General features: G+C 43.4%; 19 protein-coding genes. 12 read left to right on the forward strand and 7 right to left on the reverse strand.

Annotated features, from left to right (window positions below):
• Positions 1–63: 63 nt before the first annotated feature.
• Positions 64–414 carry a PALP domain-containing protein gene (locus M0221_RS08525; RefSeq protein ID WP_011514058.1) on the forward strand — a complete coding sequence of 117 codons (351 nt, stop codon included), beginning with the start codon at positions 64–66 and terminating at the stop codon, positions 412–414.
• A gap of 64 nt (positions 415–478) precedes the next feature.
• Here the strand turns inward: M0221_RS08525 and orn are convergent, their stop codons facing one another.
• Positions 479–1,066: an oligoribonuclease gene (gene orn, locus M0221_RS08530; protein WP_011514059.1), complete on the reverse strand. Its 588-nt coding sequence runs from the start codon at positions 1,064–1,066 to the stop codon at positions 479–481.
• Between the two features lie 251 nt (positions 1,067–1,317).
• Here orn and rsgA point away from each other — a divergent pair, with 251 nt between their 5' ends.
• The 4 genes from rsgA to secB all read left to right on the forward strand — a co-directional run bounded on the left by rsgA (position 1,318) and on the right by secB (position 4,229).
• The gene (gene rsgA, locus M0221_RS08535) at positions 1,318–2,421 is read left to right on the forward strand and encodes a ribosome small subunit-dependent GTPase A (protein ID WP_483283553.1); all 1,104 of its coding nucleotides are present in this window, start codon (positions 1,318–1,320) and stop codon (positions 2,419–2,421) included.
• A 147-nt stretch (positions 2,422–2,568) separates the two neighbouring features.
• Entirely contained in the window at positions 2,569–3,024 is a 456-nt protein-coding gene (locus M0221_RS08540; protein ID WP_149409625.1) for a rhodanese-like domain-containing protein, read from the forward strand.
• A 291-nt stretch (positions 3,025–3,315) separates the two neighbouring features.
• Complete coding sequence (grxC, locus tag M0221_RS08545) at positions 3,316–3,579, forward strand: glutaredoxin 3 (protein ID WP_011280820.1); 264 nt, start codon at positions 3,316–3,318, stop codon at positions 3,577–3,579.
• A gap of 197 nt (positions 3,580–3,776) precedes the next feature.
• Positions 3,777–4,229: a protein-export chaperone SecB gene (gene secB / locus M0221_RS08550; RefSeq protein WP_011514062.1), complete on the forward strand. Its 453-nt coding sequence runs from the start codon at positions 3,777–3,779 to the stop codon at positions 4,227–4,229.
• 244 nt (positions 4,230–4,473) lie between these two features.
• Here the strand turns inward: secB and adk are convergent, their stop codons facing one another.
• From adk to M0221_RS08580, 6 genes are all read right to left on the reverse strand, one after another.
• On the reverse strand, positions 4,474–5,127 hold the full coding sequence (adk, locus tag M0221_RS08555) for an adenylate kinase (protein ID WP_187289141.1): 654 nt from the start codon (positions 5,125–5,127) through the stop codon (positions 4,474–4,476).
• A 222-nt stretch (positions 5,128–5,349) separates the two neighbouring features.
• Complete coding sequence (ccmI, locus tag M0221_RS08560) at positions 5,350–6,630, reverse strand: c-type cytochrome biogenesis protein CcmI (RefSeq protein WP_483283554.1); 1,281 nt, start codon at positions 6,628–6,630, stop codon at positions 5,350–5,352.
• Positions 6,627–7,193, reverse strand: a complete 567-nt coding sequence (locus M0221_RS08565; RefSeq protein ID WP_483283555.1) for a cytochrome c-type biogenesis protein — start codon at positions 7,191–7,193, stop codon at positions 6,627–6,629. Before M0221_RS08565 ends, ccmI begins: the two co-directional genes overlap by 4 nt.
• The gene (locus tag M0221_RS08570) at positions 7,190–7,840 is read right to left on the reverse strand and encodes a DsbE family thiol:disulfide interchange protein (RefSeq protein ID WP_149491920.1); all 651 of its coding nucleotides are present in this window, start codon (positions 7,838–7,840) and stop codon (positions 7,190–7,192) included. The genes M0221_RS08565 and M0221_RS08570 overlap by 4 nt, the downstream gene beginning before the upstream one ends.
• A 1-nt stretch (position 7,841) precedes the next feature.
• Positions 7,842–9,887, reverse strand: coding sequence for a heme lyase CcmF/NrfE family subunit (locus tag M0221_RS08575; protein WP_483283556.1), 2,046 nt, complete (start codon positions 9,885–9,887; stop codon positions 7,842–7,844).
• 240 nt (positions 9,888–10,127) lie between these two features.
• Positions 10,128–11,462: a hypothetical protein gene (locus tag M0221_RS08580; protein WP_483283557.1), complete on the reverse strand. Its 1,335-nt coding sequence runs from the start codon at positions 11,460–11,462 to the stop codon at positions 10,128–10,130.
• A gap of 625 nt (positions 11,463–12,087) precedes the next feature.
• Here M0221_RS08580 and mrdA point away from each other — a divergent pair.
• The 7 genes from mrdA (at position 12,088) to M0221_RS08615 (ending at position 19,305) form a co-directional block, all read left to right on the forward strand.
• On the forward strand, positions 12,088–14,076 hold the full coding sequence (gene mrdA / locus M0221_RS08585; protein WP_020443835.1) for a penicillin-binding protein 2: 1,989 nt from the start codon (positions 12,088–12,090) through the stop codon (positions 14,074–14,076).
• Positions 14,077–14,112: 36 nt separating this feature from the next.
• Positions 14,113–14,799 (forward strand): 16S rRNA (guanine(966)-N(2))-methyltransferase RsmD, encoded by a 687-nt coding sequence (rsmD, locus tag M0221_RS08590; protein ID WP_020443836.1) that lies wholly within the window; start codon positions 14,113–14,115, stop codon positions 14,797–14,799.
• A 211-nt stretch (positions 14,800–15,010) separates the two neighbouring features.
• Positions 15,011–15,439, forward strand: a complete 429-nt coding sequence (gene rplM, locus M0221_RS08595) for a 50S ribosomal protein L13 (protein ID WP_010199223.1) — start codon at positions 15,011–15,013, stop codon at positions 15,437–15,439.
• Positions 15,440–15,449: 10 nt separating this feature from the next.
• Positions 15,450–15,836, forward strand: a complete 387-nt coding sequence (gene rpsI, locus M0221_RS08600; RefSeq protein WP_011514071.1) for a 30S ribosomal protein S9 — start codon at positions 15,450–15,452, stop codon at positions 15,834–15,836.
• 264 nt (positions 15,837–16,100) lie between these two features.
• Positions 16,101–17,192 (forward strand): LpxL/LpxP family acyltransferase, encoded by a 1,092-nt coding sequence (locus M0221_RS08605; RefSeq protein ID WP_483283558.1) that lies wholly within the window; start codon positions 16,101–16,103, stop codon positions 17,190–17,192.
• Positions 17,193–17,317: 125 nt separating this feature from the next.
• Positions 17,318–18,406 carry a tryptophan--tRNA ligase gene (gene trpS, locus M0221_RS08610; protein ID WP_020443839.1) on the forward strand — a complete coding sequence of 363 codons (1,089 nt, stop codon included), beginning with the start codon at positions 17,318–17,320 and terminating at the stop codon, positions 18,404–18,406.
• A 32-nt stretch (positions 18,407–18,438) separates the two neighbouring features.
• On the forward strand, positions 18,439–19,305 hold the full coding sequence (locus M0221_RS08615) for a segregation and condensation protein A (RefSeq protein ID WP_020443840.1): 867 nt from the start codon (positions 18,439–18,441) through the stop codon (positions 19,303–19,305).
• Positions 19,306–19,319 lie beyond the last annotated feature (14 nt).

A 19,319-nucleotide genomic window follows, 5' to 3' on the forward strand; every position in this document is an offset into this window, starting at 1 on the left:
GTAAAAATTGCTAAGCCAGCTCATGCATTTCATTGTTAAATTGATGGGTAGCAACCAACACCTTTGGTCTCGTTACCACTGCTGGCAACTAAACTCGGCGTTAAATCAACTTTAGTAAAAGATGAATCAAAGCGTTTTGGACTTAATGCCTATAAAGCTCTAGGTGGTTCCTACGCGCTAGGATGCATATTAGCAAAACACCTTAATATAGATATAGTCGATATTGATATAGCAACGGTCGACTCTAAGCTTGGTAAACCTTTGGTATTTGCTACTGCAATAGTAGGTAATCATGGTACTGGCGTTGCATGGGCTGCGTTAAAAACTAAGACAGCCTTATTAATCATGACTCAAATAACACCTCTAGATTATAATTTGGATTATTTAATACAAAAAAGCCTTCAAACAAATTAGCCCAATCGTAGCGCTTGATTCATCTGAAGGCTTTCTTGATAGCTTTTTTTCTAAGGTGCCGATTTTAAGGTATCAGTTTAAAGAAATGCTGACGATAGTGCTTAAGCTCACGAATTGAGTCACGAATATCATCTAACGCTAAATGACTGCCGCCTTTCTCAAAATTCTTGAGGACATCAGGGCGCCAGCGGAAGCAGAGCTCTTTAATAGACGACACATCAAGGTTTCGATAATGAAAAAACCGCTCAAGCTCAGGCATTTGACGCGCCATAAAGCGGCGATCTTGGCAGATTGAATTGCCACACATTGGCGACTTACCACTATCGACCCATTTATTCAAAAATTTAATGGTTTCAGCTTCCGCCTCAGCCAATGTCACCGTACTACGGCGTACACGGTCAACCAACCCTGATTGCCCATGCTGCTTGGTATTCCAGTCATCCATGCCATTTAACTTTTGATCTGATACTTTAATCGCAAAGACAGGTCCTTCGGCAAGGACATTCAAATCTTCATCGGTGACAACAGTCGCTATCTCGATAATCTCATCATTTAGAGTATCAAGTCCGGTCATTTCTAAATCAATCCATACCAGCCCTTTTTTGCCTTGGTTTCTGATTTTAATTTTATTGGGATGGTCGCCGGTGGTCATAAAATATCCTATGGTCAATAAAGTTTGAGACAACTTACAAGCAATGCTTTAATAGCAATGTGAATAAAATAATGCGCCTATCTAACTATCTCAGTGCAAAAAATATTTGTAATTAGGCAGCTGTGAATTTCACTTAGAATTTATGAATACTAAAATATTACAAAATCTCTGCCCAGTGCAGGCGCTTTAGGCTGTATGTTAGCAAATTTTCACGCTACACTGAGCAATATTTTATAATAGGTCACCAACCCATGGCATTAATCCGACAACGCAAACTAACGAAACAACAGATTCGGCGCATCGATAAGCAGCAATTATTAAGTCAAGATAGTATCGATGACAGTTTGATGGATGGTGTGGTCATGGCGCATTATGGCAAGCAATTGGAAGTGCAAGTGACCAGCTTACCATCATTCATACCTGTGCAGCCTGAGGTTGCACCTGATGACCCTGAGCCGTTTTGGCAAGAGTTGGCACTCGGTGATATTTGGCGCTGCCACGTACGTACCAATCTACCAATGCTAGCAGCAGGTGATCAAGTGCGCTGGAATGCTGACTCTAATACAGGATTTGGTCGGATTGAATCAGTCAAGCCGCGTACATCACTAGTTTCGCGCCCTGACCGTTATCATAAGCTCAAGCCTGTCGCCGCCAATGTCGATATTTTGGCGATCGTATTTGCACCCTTACCTGCTGCCGCCCCGACACTTATAGATCGCTATTTAGTCGTTTGCCATCATGCTGGGGTCAAGCCTTTATTAGTGCTGAATAAAGCCGATTTATTGGCTCAAGAAAAAGGCGTCGATACCAATGAGTTATTGGCGCAATATGCCGCACTTGGTTATGAGAGCGTTTTGACCTCAGTTGACTGTCCTGAAAACGTCGCGGATAGCGATGACCAGGAAGGACTTGACGAGCTAAAACGCTATATAGATAAAAAGCTGGTTATTTTTGCTGGGCAATCTGGCGTCGGTAAAAGCAGCTTGATCAATGCGCTGCTACCTGAATCAGCACAAAGCGTCAATATTATCTCTGATAACTCAAAACTTGGTCAACATACCACCACCACCAGTCGCTTACTGCCCTTTAATCCAGCCGATTTGACCCAAGGCGGCATCGTCGATACCCCTGGTATTCGCGAGTATGGTATTTGGCACTTGACGCCTGATGACATTATTGCTGGCTTTGTTGAGCTTGCACCATTATCTGGTGATTGTCAGTTCCGCGACTGTCGCCATACTCATAATAGTAAAGGCTGCGCGTTATGGGAAGCAGTTGCTGATGGCAAAGTATTGCAGCGACGCGTTGAAAACCTCGTGACGCTAAGAGAAGAGGCAGATACCAAGCCCTATTGAGCCTTATTAATTCTTATCCACTGTTAATCACGATGATGACCATCACACGTTTACTATGGATAGGCTAATCGGTATAATAGCGCCTTGTTCAATCCATTAGGCTGTCTTCTCAGCGTAATAGAACACTTATTTTTTTGGAGGTATGGTTTGGATCGTGCGCTGGAATTTGTGGGCAACCACCCGTTTTTATTTGGTATATTAGCCGTACTAGCCGTGCTATTTTTTGCTATTGAAAACAAACGTAGCGGTAAAAAGATTTCACCCAATACCCTTGGTATGATGGTGAACTCGCAAAATGCGCAGCTTATCGATATCCGTGCCAAAAAGAAGTTTGTCACCGGTTATATCCAAGGCAGTCGCAATATCCCATTTACTGAGCTAAAAGACCGCATTGAGGAAATTCGTGCGATTGAACAGCCAGTAATTATTATCTGCGATATGGGCGTACAAGCAGGTGCGGCCATTCAGATGATTGGTAAAGAAAACGTCTATCGCTTAGAAGGCGGTGTTGGTGGCTGGCAAGCTGCTGGAATGCCACTTGTTGGCATAAAGGATGCTAAGCCGAAGACTAAAGTCAAAGCAAAACCGAGCTTGCACAAGTAGTTTGATAGCGCGCTTTATTAAACTATGACTTACTATCTATCGGTAGTGAATAAAAAAGACACCTTTTCATAGGGTGTTTTTTTTATGTGGCATTTGTGATACTGACGACGCTTTTATATTTATTTGGCTTGAATTTATACTGCCTATCCCCACTTTATAGTGAGCATAATAGAATATAGGCTTGTGATTTACTTGATTGCAGCCTCTATAGGCAAATTTTATAATACTATTTTCCATCCTATAACCTATCCGATAACAATTGCTCTATACATTTATAAATAAGGATTTATCATGACTGTATCTGTTAAAGTTTATACTACTCCTATCTGCCCATATTGCTCAAATGCTAAGCAACTGCTGAAATCAAAAGGCGTTGATTATGAAGAGATTGGCATGCACGATATGAGCAGCGATGATCGCCGTGCTTTAATGCAAAAGACTAATAACTATCGTACCGTGCCACAAATCTTCGTCGGTGAGACCTTTGTCGGTGGCTTTGATGAGCTCAATCAAATGAACCAACAAGGCAAACTTGACGAGCTATTAGCGGGTTAATTTACTATCTTGCTACTCTGGCTGTCTTTATTTATTTTACTAGTCTATATGTGAGTCATTTATATAAGTAACGATAGGGACAGCTATAAAGGGCTTTGATAAAAAATATCGAGCTTTTGTCTCGAATTATATTACAATGCTATTTTACTAAAATAACAGTTTGCCCAATCACTTGATTAACTTTTAGAGGAATTATCATGGCTGAAGAACAAGCACAACCGCAATTAGCACTAGAACGTATTTATGTCAAAGACATGTCACTTGAAGTCCCAGGCGCTGGCGTATTCACCAAAGAGTGGAACCCTGAGCTTGATATTAATCTATCTAGCAATGCCGAAAAACTGGACGATGACCATTATCAGGTTGTATTGACCGTTAGTGTCACTGCGAAAAATGCTGAAGAAGCGGCGTTTATCGCGGAAGTTCATCAAGCAGGTATCTTCTTATTAAAAGACATCCCAGAAGATCAGATTGGTCAAATCCTAGGTGCTTATTGCCCGAACGTTTTGTTCCCATATGCTCGTGAAGTCATCAGCGATATCGTAACGCGTGGTAGCTTCCCGCAGTTATTGCTTGCACCAGTTAACTTTGACCAAGCTTTTGCGCAAAGTCAGCAGCAAGCACAAGTTGATGCTGAAGGTAACGCTTAAGTTTTAAATTAAACGCTACTGGCTGTACCAGTAAGACGTTTTAATAAAAAAGCCGTTTACTCATCATGAGTAAGGGGTTTTTTTATGGAAATTTTTAGAGTTTATTTTTAATCATTTAAATTTATGTTGCTATTGGTCATTATTTTTGACCCATTAAAAAACCCTGCTGATTGCTATTACTAGCGGCAGGGTCTTTCATAACACTATTCGATTAATCCGCTATATTCTAGCGTCAGTACAAATATTAGCCTTTTAGGGCAGAAAATATTTGTTGCTTAACGTCATCAATACCTTGGGTACCATCGAACTTATCATACTTAGGCGCATCGCCGCCTTCTTTAGCTTTGTTCTGATAAAAGCCAACGAGGGCTGATGTTTGCTCATGATACGTAGCTAAGCGGTCGCGAATGGTTGACTCTTTATCGTCTTCACGTTGGATAAGCGCTTCACCGGTGACATCATCAATGCCTTCTTGCTTTGGTGGATTGTGATCAATATGATATACACGACCCGAGCCAGCATGTTGGCGACGACCTGATAATCGCTTGACGATTTCATCATCAGGTACACTGATTTCAATTACATGATCAATCGTCACGTTGGCATCTGCAAGCGCTTGAGCTTGTGGAATGGTACGCGGGAAACCATCTAAAATACAGCCGTTAACACAATCAGGCTTAGCGATGCGTTCTTGCACGAGGTTAATGATCAGATCATCAGAAACCAAACCACCAGCGTTCATCACGTCTTTGGCTTGTTTGCCAAGCTCAGTGCCTTCTTTGATTGCTGCACGCAGCATATCACCCGTTGAGATCTGCGGAATATCATATTCTTTAGAAATAAACTGAGCTTGGGTACCTTTACCGGCGCCTGGTGGACCTAGCAAAATAATACGCATCATTACACGATTCTCCTTAATAAATAGGATTTTGGGACTAATAAAACTTAGGGATTGGTGGTTTGCAGAGCTTACCTTACCTTGTGGCTTTCAAAACCTCAAGTATTTTTAGTATTGATGCAGCAACATATGATGACTTATCTGTTCATGAGAGAAGGTTGCGCGCCATAGATGAGACAATAGCGCGCACTAAATGTAGAATGATATTCTGAACTCAGCGAGTTAAGGAACTTGCTGATTAATGGCCACATTGACTTGATTCTGCTCGACGCTTATCACCACAGGATTACCTGATAGATCACCTGACTCGGCAATGGCAGTACCACTATGACTGATGCGAGCAATGACAGCGAGTTGAACTTTTTCATCACGCGCAGATTTTAATGTGCGCTCTGGCATCATCGCATCTAAATCACTTAGACTAACAGTTGCTTCGCCTTGCTTAATCACGCTAATCGGTAAACGCTTGGCGGCAAATGGCGGGCCACCTTTCACATCACGTATCGCGACAAACAATACATCTTCAGCTTTCACTAGTGGCAACAATGAACGATCAATAGAGATGGTAACTTCAATCCCTTCAGATGCTTGCTGCTCTTGTGCCGTGACATTGGCACTTAGCTCATCAAGACTGCTCAATGCTTGGGTATGGTCACCTGGTTTAGCAGCAATGCTCTTACGTAACCGCTTAATCCAACCTTGCGCTTGTTCAAAATTATTACCGCGCGCCTCGCCCATTGCCATCAGCATTTGCGCACCTTCGTGCTGCGGATTTTTGGCAAGAACATCTTGCAGCACACGGCGGCTATTGGCATCAAGCTGACCTTTATTAGCAAAAAAGCTAATCTGCGCATAAGTGGTGGCGATTTCTTCGTTGTCAGGCGACAGACGATAAGCACGAGACAAAGCTTCAATCGCTGAGTCAGTAGCTTCTAACGACAAAAACAGCTCTGATAAACGCATCCAGCGATCATGGTCCTCGGCATGACGATAGACGTTGGTCTGCATCGCGCTGATCAACTGAGTACCATCTTCAATCGCCCAAGCGGGTGGCTGGTCAATCTTACCGGTCAACAAATCATCCGCCACTTGGGCAACTTTGTCTTCTGCTTCCCACAAATCAAATACTGGTGTACGATCACCGACTAAGAAATAAGCCAATGCTGCCAGCACAGGCACCCATACCATGATAATCAAACGACTCTTAATACCAGGCGCGACCATTGAGGTGACTTCACACTGTGCATCCAATAGCTGACGCTCAAGCTCGATCTTTTGATTTTGATAATGGGCGTCATCAATTGTGCCGTTGTCTTTGTCTGATTGTAATTCTGTCAAACGCTCACGAAATACACCGATATTGATGTCTAGTAGCTGATTGTCAACAGGATTTTCTCGTAACCTTGAAGCTCGTAGCCAAGGTGTGATAACGATCACTGCCAGTACAAGTGCAATCAGTAAGCTTAGGGCAATAAATAAGCCAAAAGTAGAAAATAGGGTCATTTTTTGTCCTCTATGCTTGTGATGTCATGATCTGTTTTATTGCGATCAGCTCGTGATAACAGACGATCAAGTTCCGCTTCTTCTGCTGCTGATAAGGCGGCGGCGCTGTCTACCAAGATGCCACTTTGACCACGGGCTATCCGCTGACTGCGTTTGCTTTGCCAAAACCAGCCAGCAATTAATACAATTAATAATAATGGCGGGAAGAACCATAATATCCACGTTGAAGGACGTACGGGCGGCTTATAAGTGATAAAGTCGCCATAGCGCTCTTGCATATAAGCGCGAATCTCACCATCACTACGACCTTCTTTAATCATGTCATAGGTTTTTTGCTTTAAATCTTGGGCAATCGGCGCATCAGAACCTGCCAAGTTTTGGTTTTGACATTTTGGGCAACGTAGCTCTTCGATAAGACCACGGTACTGGGCTTCTTGCTGCACTGAGTCAAAGTCGTAGACGTCAATGGCGGCATAAGCATTGATACTAAGCACGCCAAAAAGACAAGCAACGATCAAACTTGCCAAATTTTTCGTGATAGATTTTAATGGCATCATAATCATTTGCACGCCTCCTTAACTTGGTCAAGATCAGGGCTGACATTACTTTTATCAGCCTCATTGAGCACCATCAGACAAGGCGTGATACGGCTCTGCCAATTACTCTCATTAATCTCACCAACAATGTGCTGACGAATAATACCTTCACCATCAACCACAAAGGTTTCAGGTGCACCGGTCAAACCCAAATCTAAGGCAAATTGACCAGATAAGTCTTGGATAGACATCGAAAAAGGGTCACCGCCACGGTTTAAATAACCGAGGGCGTCGCCAATATCATCTTTATAGTTGACGCCCACCAGATTGACGCCACGTTCCTCTAACTGCATTAAAAAAGGATGCTCAATGATACAAGTTGGGCACCAAGAGCCCCAAATATTCATCAAAAACGGCTGATCTGGCAGGTTGTCATTGGTCATGATACGACTGGTATCGGACAATAACGGCAGCTCAAAAGCGGGCACTGGACGCTCAAGAGCGGTATTGGTTACGATTTCGGTCGGCTGACCTAAACGAAAATACAGCATGACTATAAAAGCCGCAAAGATGATCAGCGGAATCAAAAACCATATTCTGATTTGGCTTTTTTTCATCGTTTGATTGCCTTTTTTATCAGTACCTTTTTGAGGAGACTTCTCTGATTGAGTCATATTATTTCTCCCCTATTGTTGCCGTGGCATCTGTCGCATTGTTGCCATCTAAGTCAGCAACGGTCGCGAAACCTGACTTGCTTGCTGTAATTTGAGCGGGCGTCTTAGTTGTTTTGAGACGATAGCGCCTATCAAGCATACTCAATAGACCACCTAATGCCATAATAATAGCGCCGAGCCATATCCAGCGAATCAATGGCTTCACATAAATACGTACTGCCCATTGATTGCTACCCTCAGCGATAGGCTCACCGAGTGCGACATACAAGTCACGCATGAGGTTGGCATTAATTGCCGCCTCAGTCGTCGGCATCGTACTGATGATGTAAGTCCGTTTTTCAGGATGAAGTATCGTTACTTCCTTGCCCTTCTTAGTTACTGTGACCTCGGCTTGCGTTGCATCAAAGTTACTGCCTCTCGTCTCTCTTAAATCGGTTAATGCAAAGTCATAACCTTGGACATTAACCGTTTCACCAATTCTTAATGCCACATCACGCTCGATGCTTAAGGTACTGGTAAACGCAACACCGATGACCGCTATAATAACGCCGATGTGAGCGGTCTGCTGACCCCAGTAACTCAAGCGGAGCTTAGCTAAGCCCTTGAATAAGCTTGGGGCATTTTTGGTTTTGTCTTTAAAATCGACCACCATCCATAACAATACCCAAAAACTTACTGCTAGCGTCACACCAATATTGAGCATGGCAGATGGGCTAACAAAATAGGCAATGACTGCAGCTAAAACAAGGCTACTTGCCGCAATAACCATGCCAGCGCCTAAGAGCGGGCGACTGTCTTGTTTCCAGCGGATATTGGAGCCCATGCCCATTGCTATCATTAATAGCCAAGTCAGTGGCACAAACAGCGCATTAAAATATGGAGGACCTACGGATACCTGACCTAAATTAAAGGCATCGGCAATGATAGGATAGAGCGTACCAAGTAATACCACTAAGGTCGCAATCAAAATGATGACATTGTTAATGACTAAAAATGACTCACGGGAAATCAGCTGATACTGACTCTCAATAGTCAGACGCCAGCCACGCACAGCGAACATCAATAAACCACCGCCCACAATAATGCCAAGAATCGCTAAAATCACTAAACCACGTGTAGGATCTGCGGCAAATGAATGCACAGAGGTAATAACCCCAGAGCGTACTAAGAATGTCCCAAGTAAGCTTAATGCAAAAGCAAAAATGGCCAGCATAATCGTCCACGCTTTAAAGACACCGCGTTTTTCAGTGACTGCCAGTGAATGGAGCAACGCCAAACCTGCCAACCAAGGCAATAGCGAAGCATTTTCTACTGGATCCCAAAACCACCAGCCACCCCAACCAAGCTCGTAATACGCCCACCAAGAACCCAGTGCAATACCAATGGTTAAAAAGCCCCAAGCAGCCAATGCCCATGGACGTGACCAACGTGTCCATACCGCATCTAAGCGACCTTCCCACAGTGCTGCCATACAAAACGCAAACGGCACCACCATACCGACATAGCCCATATACAGCATCGGCGGATGGATAATTAAACCAAAATCCTGTAAGACAGGGTTTAAATCAGCACCATCCACGGGCAAGTTTGGCAAAGTGCGGTCAAACGGTGACGAGGTAAAGATGAGCATGGCCAGCATCATCATTTGTACAGCGGCTAATATCACCAATACACGCGCCCGCATCGACAATGGCAAACCACGACTAAAGTATGAGACCAAGGCACACCACGTTGCCATGATAGTCATCCATAGTAGCAGCGAGCCTTCATGCCCGCCCCACGTCGCTGATAACTTATAATACCAAGGCAGCAAGGTATTCGAGTGCTGCGACACATAGACAAGGCTAAAGTCATTAAAATAAAAGCCTGCCATCAATGCGCCAAACGAGGTAATCATGGCGGCAAATTGCGCCCATGCCAAGCTCGGTGCCAAACGCTGCCAAGCAACATGGTCACGCATAACGCCTATCGTTGGTAATACTACCTGCAAAATCGCCAACATAAAGGCGGCTAGCACGGCAAAATAACCCAATTCTGTGATTAACATACGGTCTAACCTTGTTTACCTTAATACGGTCATTGTTTATTTTAGGGATTGGTATTGCAGGATAATTGAAAGTATCCAGTACTTGTTACTGCTTGTAGTTTAAGCGATTATTATTATCTAAATAACGCCCTAAGCCATTGCAGCTTAGAGAGCTTACAACATGGTACATTAGCGTCAACTTGTCACGTTTCTGTATCCACTCTGTATGCGATGTGTATAAAAAGCATGAAACAGTGCTCATCACTGCATGGATGGGAAAAACACCAATACCAGATGTAGCCAACCTGCCAAAAATCCCGTCAAGCCGCCAAGCACAATTAGCGTCATCTCATCTTCACGAAAGGCAGGACGTAATAAGTTTTGGAATTCATCAGGCGTCAGCGCTCGGATGCGATCACGAAACAGTCCAAATATCTTACTGGCACGACTTTCATTGAGCTCAGGGTCCCTTAGTGGCACCATCGTTGCAACGATAGATTTATCAATGATGGTATTTTTTAATTGCCCAAACTCGCGGCGACCCAGCCCTAATCGTAAAGTCGTATTAATCACTGGTGACTCTAAGACTTTATACAGATGCGACTTCATCAATTCACGCGTCTCAATAGCGCGGTCACCATACATCATCTCATTCATGATGTTCTCAAGCGTCACCAAATCTTTGACCACAATCTCAGCAAATACTTCAGATACCTCTTCTTGGCGCTTCATAAAGCCGCCTTGGAGTCGATATCGAGCGATATGCGGTAATTGTGGCTTGATAAAAGGAAAACGGCTCTGTAGCGCAAAAAACTTCACATAACGGATAAAATGCGGCTCTACAGGATTAAATACCATCCAAATCGCAATCCAATTGGTCAAAAAGCCCCAAATGGCCGCAAAAAACGGTACTGTCCAATGTTGCGGCACTACCAAGAATATAAACATTTGGATAATGCCAAAAATCAGCCCAATCAAAGCACTAATATGCCAAATAAAATTGATTTCTTTTTGTCCAACTTTTAAGAACATATTGACCATCAAACGACGATCACTTTCCATCTTATTGACAATCATCTTACGCATATCGACCAAATCTTCGACATGATAGGTCAAGTCAGTCACCAAAGATTGCATAATACTTGGCAGCTCTTGGTGCGCTTGGGCATAGACACGGCGCTTGAGTGCATAAGGCAAATTGCCCCACAGTGCTGGCGAATGATCAAGCATAATTTCATCAATCAAGTTTTCAAGGTTTTTATCAACCGCCTCAGTGATGAACAGCGCCATCTGATCTGGTTCCATAGCCTGAAAAAACTCATCAAGCGAGCCAAGCTTAGATAGCGTCTGATCAACAATCACGCCAGATATCTTACCCGCTTTTCTTGGCACAATACCTTGCCAGCCAAGACCCGGCAGCCCAAAGAATGGGAAATTAGGGATGCGTATACCGCGAAACTTAATCGGATAAAACAACATCTTGAGCGCCATCCAGACATGAACCCATGTCACAAATGCTGTCACCGGCGGAATGGTAAGCATGGCAAAAAACTCAGGGTGCTCAGCGATTGTTTGCCACAATGAAGTTACATCCATGACTTTATGTATCCTTGCCGTGATGATCGATGTTGACCAAATATTCTGAGCACATTAACAATGCTTAGCAATAAGAAGCCCTCTCCCCAATAACTACTACAAAATAAATCGCCTGATTTTAGCATACTTGCCATTCATTAGCACATGTAGACCCTAGGCAAGTTGTGACTAGAGATGACACGTTTTACACTGCTACTGTGGCACAAAAAATCCTTAAAATAATCTACTGGCGTATGACCAGTAACCGATTTAATAACTACTTTTTTCGAATTTACTTGGTGATTAGATCCATTGTGAAATGAGTCACCAACCACAGTCGTATGCATAATGATGCCACCTTTTATAACAGCGATAAAATAAATGACTGTCTACTGCGTCATCGCTTTTGATCTGTTATAATTTGCCGTTGTCGTTTGCGAGATGTTTGTAGATCTATGATGATAATATTTCAGATATTAAATGCTTCTTATATCACGCTATGTTGTTGAAAGTCCTTAGCTTATCCTTTATGCTCACCTCGCTTTGTCTACATGATATTTGACATGGTCGACTGCTACTTCATAAATACCTCCTTTGATAACTTTTTGATTTATTGTCTCACTGACTGTTTGGGTACTGACTTTATATGAACAAACCGCTCACTCCTGATACCGAACAGGTCAATCGCATTTTTACCAGTCGCATTCTAATTCTTGGATTAATCATATTTGTGGGCTTGCTAGGGCTAATAGTACGTTATGGATTTCTGCAAGTTTTTGCTCACGATAAATATACGACCCAAGCAGACAACAATCGCATCAAATTGATTTCTGCCCCACCAAGTCGTGGTTATATTTATGATCGCAACGGCGTTATCCTCGCTGACAATCAGCCGGTTTTTACCGCTATGCTCAGCCCTGATGAAGTCGAAAACCCTGAGCGTACCTTACAATTACTCGCGCCCATCTTTGATTTGACGGATGAAAATATCACCGATATTTTGGCGCGTGTGAGTAAAAGTAAAAATGATCCGGTAACCATAAAGATTGACTTAACCGAGGCGCAATTGGCGCAGTTTAGTGAACGCAAACCCTTTTTTCGCGGTGTTAGCATCCAAAGTAAGCTCACACGCTCATACCCGTATGATGAACTTTTTGCCCATGTTATTGGCTATGTCGGACGTATTAACGACAAAGAATCGAAGAGAATTAATAAAGATCGCTATGCCGGTACCGACCTTATCGGTAAGATTGGGATCGAAGATTATTATGAAGATATTTTACTTGGGCAACCCGGTTATCAGTCAGTAGAAACCAACGCGCACGGCAATGTGCTGCGTCAACTCGATACTAAGCCACCAATCGCCGGTAACGACATCACCTTAAGTTTAGATTATGGGTTGCAGGTTGTGGCGCAGCAGCAGCTTGATGGCAGGCGCGGTGCCATTGTGGCAATAGACCCCAAAACCGGCGATGTACTAGCCTTTGTCAGTAATCCAAGTTATGACCCAAACCCCTTCATCTCCGGCATCTCATTTAAAGACTATGATGATCTGCGTGAAGATTTGGATCAGCCGCTTTATAACCGTGCCCTACAAGGTACTTATCCACCGGGTTCCACCATCAAGCCCTTTGAAGCCCTAGGCGGTATTCACTATGGTCTACGTAACTGGGAAACCACTATCTACGACCCAGGTTATTTTAGCCTGCCAGGTGACTCCCACCGCTTTCGTGATTGGAAAAAAGGTGGTCATGGTACCGTCGATCTCAAAAAATCCATCGTGATGTCAGTCGATACTTATTATTATAAATTGGCGTATGAGATGGGCATTCAGCGCTTACATGACTGGATGGTACGTTTTGGCTTCGGCGAAGAAACTGGCATTGACTTGCCCAATGAAAAATCCGGAATTATGCCTTCACCAAAATGGAAAAAAGACACGTACGATAAGGGTTGGTTACCGGGTGAGACCATCTCTGTCAGTATTGGTCAAGGCTATTTCTTAGCGACGCCACTACAGATTGCCAATGCAACGGCCATGACAGCGAGTAAAGGTCTTCATATTACTCCGCATCTCTTAAAAAGTAGTGACGGTGCGGCAGCAGTCGATGTCATCACCAAACCGGATGGCAAGATTGATTATAATGGCAAACCATCTGACTGGCTGCGTATGCATGATGCTATGGAGCAAACGGTCAAGGCAGGTACTGGACGCGGTATATACACACCGCGCTATCGTATCGCCGGTAAAACGGGCACCGCGCAAGTAAAATCCATTGCTCAGGGTAAAAGCTATAACAAATCCGCGCTGGATAAGCGCCACTGGGATCACGCTTGGTTTAATGGCTTTGCGCCAGTAGAAGATCCACAAATCGCCCTAGCGGTATTGGTCGAAAACGGCGGTGGTGGTAGTGTCGTTGCTGCTCCTATTGGGCGAGCCTTGTTTGATTATTGGGTATTACAGCGCGACACCAATCCTATTTTGCCGCCCACTGCTGATCAGCTAAAGGTTATTAAACGGCAAAAAACATTTGAGAAAGCCATGCGTGATGCGATACGTGAAAAAGAAGACAAAGCACTAGAAGCCGCAAAAGAACAGGCTCAAACCGCTACAACGACAGCGACTTCTGACTAACATATTCAGTATAGAGTAGATAACTAAGCTAATTTTATGAAAAAATCTTCAAGCGCGCGTAAGCCTAATAAAAATCAAAAAACCAAATCTATCACGGCTGGTGATGTACGTATTATCGGTGGTCAGTTTAAACGCCGTATCGTACGTTTTATTGATGCAGAAGGATTACGTCCGACCCCAGACCGGCTACGTGAGACCTTATTTAATTGGCTGATTTCTGATATTCATGACGCTCAAGTGCTTGATAGCTGCGCCGGTAGCGGCGTCTTAGGTTTTGAAGCCTTATCGCGCGGTGCTGCTCATTGTATTTTTATTGAAATGAATGCCGCCCAAACTCAAATGCTACGCCAAAGTGCCGAGATGTTACGTCTTGATAGTGATAACCATAAAATCATTCAGGGCACAGCCGAACAAGTTCTACAACAAAAGCAGCTTGTACCGCGTCCCTTTGATATCGTGTTTATAGATCCACCTTATGCTAAGGATTTATGGCAATCTATTTTGACCACTTTGTTTACCCAAAATCTAATCAATACAGACACGCTTATCTACCTAGAAGCGGATAAAGATTTAGATGAGCAATTGAGCCAACTGGCAACGGTTTTTAATACCACGCTAGCGCTGCAAAAAAACGATGAATCACAAACATTGTATTTTGATTGTCTGAAACAGACCAAAGTTGGACAAGTTGTTGCTGGACTTTATCGTCTATTATCGTCATAATTGTCCGGTTAATGAATTCTGTTAATAAAATTTATAAATGTTTAAAACCGCTAAAAAACTGGCCAACGCTGCAGTTTAATGTATATAAGGCGAAAATAAACCCCAATGCAGCTTGCAAGCGTAGGCGCTACTGCTTATAATGTGCAGTCTGTTTTTTGAGAGCCCCGTTCCCAGCTAAACTCTCAACGAATTCTAATTTTAAGGTTTTATCATGAAAACACTTAGTGCAAAACCAGCTGAAGTGACCCATGACTGGTATGTCGTAGATGCTGACGGCAAAACCCTTGGTCGCTTAGCCACTCAAATCGCTACTCGCTTACGTGGCAAGCATAAGCCATCTTTTACGCCGCACGTTGACACTGGTGACTTTATTGTTGTCATCAACGCTGACAAAATCACGGTAACGGGTAAAAAAGCGCAAGATAAAAAGTACTATCGTCACAGTGGCTACCCAGGTGGTATTAAAGAAACCAACTTCAGTAAACTGCTTGCACATAAGCCTGAAGATGTTCTACACAAAGCGGTTAAGGGTATGCTTCCAAAAGGTCCTCTTGGCTATGCGATGATCAAGAAGCTGAAACTTTATGCGGGTACTGAACATCCACATGAAGCACAGCAACCTAAAGCACTAGACATCTAAGGATACACTTATGGAACGCAATTACGGAACTGGTCGCCGCAAAACTTCTACCGCTCGTGTCTTTTTAGCGAAAGGTACTGGTAGCATTGTTGTTAACGGCAAACCACTTGATGAGTATTTCAGTCGCGAAACGTCGCGCATGGTTGTTCGTCAGCCTTTAGAATTACTTGATACCCCTACTGCTTATGACCTTTACATCACTGTAAAAGGCGGCGGTATTAGTGGTCAAGCTGGCGCAATCCGTCACGGCATTACGCGTGCATTGATTGAGCTTGACGAATCTAACAAACCTGCTCTAAAAGCAGCTGGCTTTGTTACTCGTGATTCACGTCAAGTTGAACGTAAGAAATTGGGTCTACGTAAAGCACGTAAACGTCCACAATTCTCAAAACGTTAATCAAAGCTATCTCTTATATTTCTGCAACTGCTGTCTTTATCTCAGAGCAACAGCTGCAGCATTAAATATAAGAATAGATTTGCAAAACCTTATAAGCTGTCCGCAGCTTATAAGGTTTTTTTATGCCTGATGCTTTTATAAAAAACGATTTTCATATATAACTATCTTGCCTATAAATCTGTCTTAACAAAGGATAAATCACCTTGCAAAGTCTCGCTTACTACCCCATCATAATCATAACTTTTCATTACTAGTAACAGTCTTATGAAAGCGCCTGAACAATACGATCCTAGCAAATCTGCCTCAAAGAGCAGCATGCCGCCACCAAGTATACAGCCGCCTGCTAAATCTCCGGCTCTACCTGTTGGCACACCGACGATTACCCAAACGCATAAGCAGACCGATCAAGCAGAAAAGAAACCTTTTGAATGGCAGTTTTTAATGCCTAAATATTGGGGTATTTGGCTATTATTTGCTATTTTTTTGCCGCTGATTTATCTACCGCTACGGTGGCAATTTTGGCTCGGTCGCAAGCTTGGTATTTTGATCTATAGTGTCGTAGGCTCACGCCGTCGTGATACCTTAATTAACCTCAAACTGGCATTTCCAGAAAAGCCAGAAGTGGAACGTGAGCTCATGGCAAAGCAAGTCTTTGTCAATCAGGGCATTGGCGTATTTGAAACCTTATGCGCTTGGTTCCGTCCGAATGTTTTTACCCGTACAGTGTCTATCTCAGGGTTACAGCACCTTGTTAATGTACAAAATGAGGGTCGCGCGGTCATCTTATTGGGTGCCCATTATACGATGCTTGATCTAGGCGGGATGCTCTGTACCCAGTTCTTCCCAATGGATGGTATGTATCGTCCGCAAAATAACGCATTGCTTGATTGGTTTATTTATAATGGGCGCACAAGTATTCTGAGTAAACAAATCTCCAACCGTGATATGCGTAGCCTTGTTAGCTCTCTTAAAAAGGGTCGTGTGATTTGGTATTCACCGGATCAAGATTACGGTTTAAAACAAGGGGTCATGGCGCCATTCTTTGGCGTACCAGCAGCAACTCTGACGGCAACGCGGCGATTGGCAACCTTAGGCAATAAAGTGCATCCACCAGCCGTAATGGCGCTGCATACTTATCGACAGACGCCAGATAATTTGCCACGTGGCAAACGCCCCCATTATCATCTGACGATTACGCCAGAGCTAGAGAACTATCCAAGTGATAACGAAGTGGCTGACGCTACTCGCGTTAATGAAGTACTAGAGGGCTTGATTCGTATTGATCCCACTCAGTGGATGTGGTTCCATCGCCGTTTTAAAAATGGTCCCGAAGGTCGTAGAGATATCTATAAGTAAGCTTTTATTCCGACGAAAATCACTGGCAAAATTTGCTATAATTTACAGCTAATATTTTTTGCTATTATCAGCAGATATATAACCATAAATTTATAATAATTTGATCAATAAATAACGGATTTCCCATGAGTAATAATCAGATTTTTGACAGCCAACCTACTATTAATAGCTCAGCAGCAGCCAAACGCATCCTTACTGGTATCAAACCGACTGGCACCCTACATCTGGGTAATTACGTTGGCGCGATTCGTCCAGCGATTCAGTCTATCCAAAACAGTGACGACGAAGCATTTTTCTTTTTAGCAGATTATCACGGTATTATTGGTTGTTATGACCCTGATATTATTCATGAATCGACCAAAGCCATTGCAGCAACTTGGATTGCCTGCGGTCTTGATCCACAGCGCGTGACTTTTTATCGGCAATCAGATGTGCCTGAAATCCCAGAACTTGCTTGGATATTGAACTGCTCATGTGCAAAAGGTCTCATGAATCGTGCGCACGCTTATAAAGCGTCAGTCGATATTAATATGGAAAAGGAAGATGTTGATCCCGATCAAGGTATTAACATGGGGCTGTTCGGCTATCCGGTACTGATGGCAGCCGATATCTTAATGTTCAATGCTACGCATGTGCCTGTTGGTCGTGACCAAATTCAGCATATCGAGATGGCTCGTGATATTGCTGGTACTTTTAATCATCGCTATAAGCCACTGTTTACGCTACCATCTGCTGTTGTAGATGACGATATCCCACTACTCACAGGTCTTGATGGTCGTAAGATGAGTAAGAGCTATAGCAATACCATTCCCCTATTTGGTGATCTAAATCCACAAGTTAGTGCTGAAAAGCAGATGCATAAAGCCATCATGAAGATCGTCACCAACTCGCAGTTGCCTGCTGAGCCAAAAGACCCTGGTGACTCTGCTATTTTCGAGATTTATAAAGCCTTTTCAACGCCTACTGAGATTGCCGATATGCGTGCGCAGTTTGCCGCTGGTATTGGCTGGGGCGATGCCAAACAAGCGTTGTTTGATAAAATCAATAATGAAGTTGCCCCATTCCGCGCACGTTATGAGGAACTGATGGCAAATCCAAAAGAGCTAGAAGAAATCCTACAGATGGGTGCAGAAAAAGCCCGCCGTCATAGTCGTAAGCAACTAGATAAGACCCGCCGCGCTATTGGTATCCGCCCACTTGCCAAACTTAAGTAAATTATTATTTATGATGACCATAGATTGCTATCATGCAAAGTAAGCGATTAATTGAGTCTAGCGCAGAGATTCATGATATGTCTCTGCGTATCTATCAGACGCCTGTACAGCATTTGCCAGAAGATCTGTATGTACCGCCGCAAGCGTTTGCTATTTGGCTTGAGCAGTTTGCAGGGCCATTAGACTTTTTATTGTATTTGGTTAAGAAAAACAACGTTGATTTGACACGAATGCCGATATTACCGATTACAGAGCAGTATTTGGCTTATATCAGTGAATTGGACACCAATCATTTTGAGTTGGCCGGTGACTATCTACTAATGGCATCAACCTTGATTGCGATCAAGACTGAGTTGTTACTTCCTAAACCAGAAACACCTACCGATGAGCGTGATCCAAAAGCTGAGCTGATTGAGCGTCTTGAAGAATACGCCCAAGTCAAAGCTGCCAGTCAACGTTTAGACAATTTAATTCGACTTGAGCGCGATGTGTTTTTGGCGATGGTCAGACCGCCAAGCCAAGACATCATGAATGCTGAGCTGCCAAACTATTCACCTACTCTATTGATTGATAGCTTGTTTAAGATGCAGTTGCAACCCGACTATCAGATGCATAGCATCAAGGTCGATGCTGTGCCACTTGCTGATCGTATCGCTAGTATCAGTCGCCAACTGAGTATGGACGGCACGCGCTCTTTTTATGAACTATTAGATAAAGCCCAAGGAAAAATAGGTGTGGTGGTCAGCTTTGTCGCGGTGCTTGAATTAATCAAGCGCCAACTGATTGGTGTGGTTGCTAATAATACGGACAGTCGTGTTAACACAGCAAATAACGCTGATATCAGCCTGCCGACTCATAGCGATTTACTCGGAAAATTGACGTTAGAATGGTTAGCATAATCCTAACTGGCTTT

The sequence above is a fragment of the Psychrobacter sp. ANT206 genome (genome assembly GCF_056880555.1).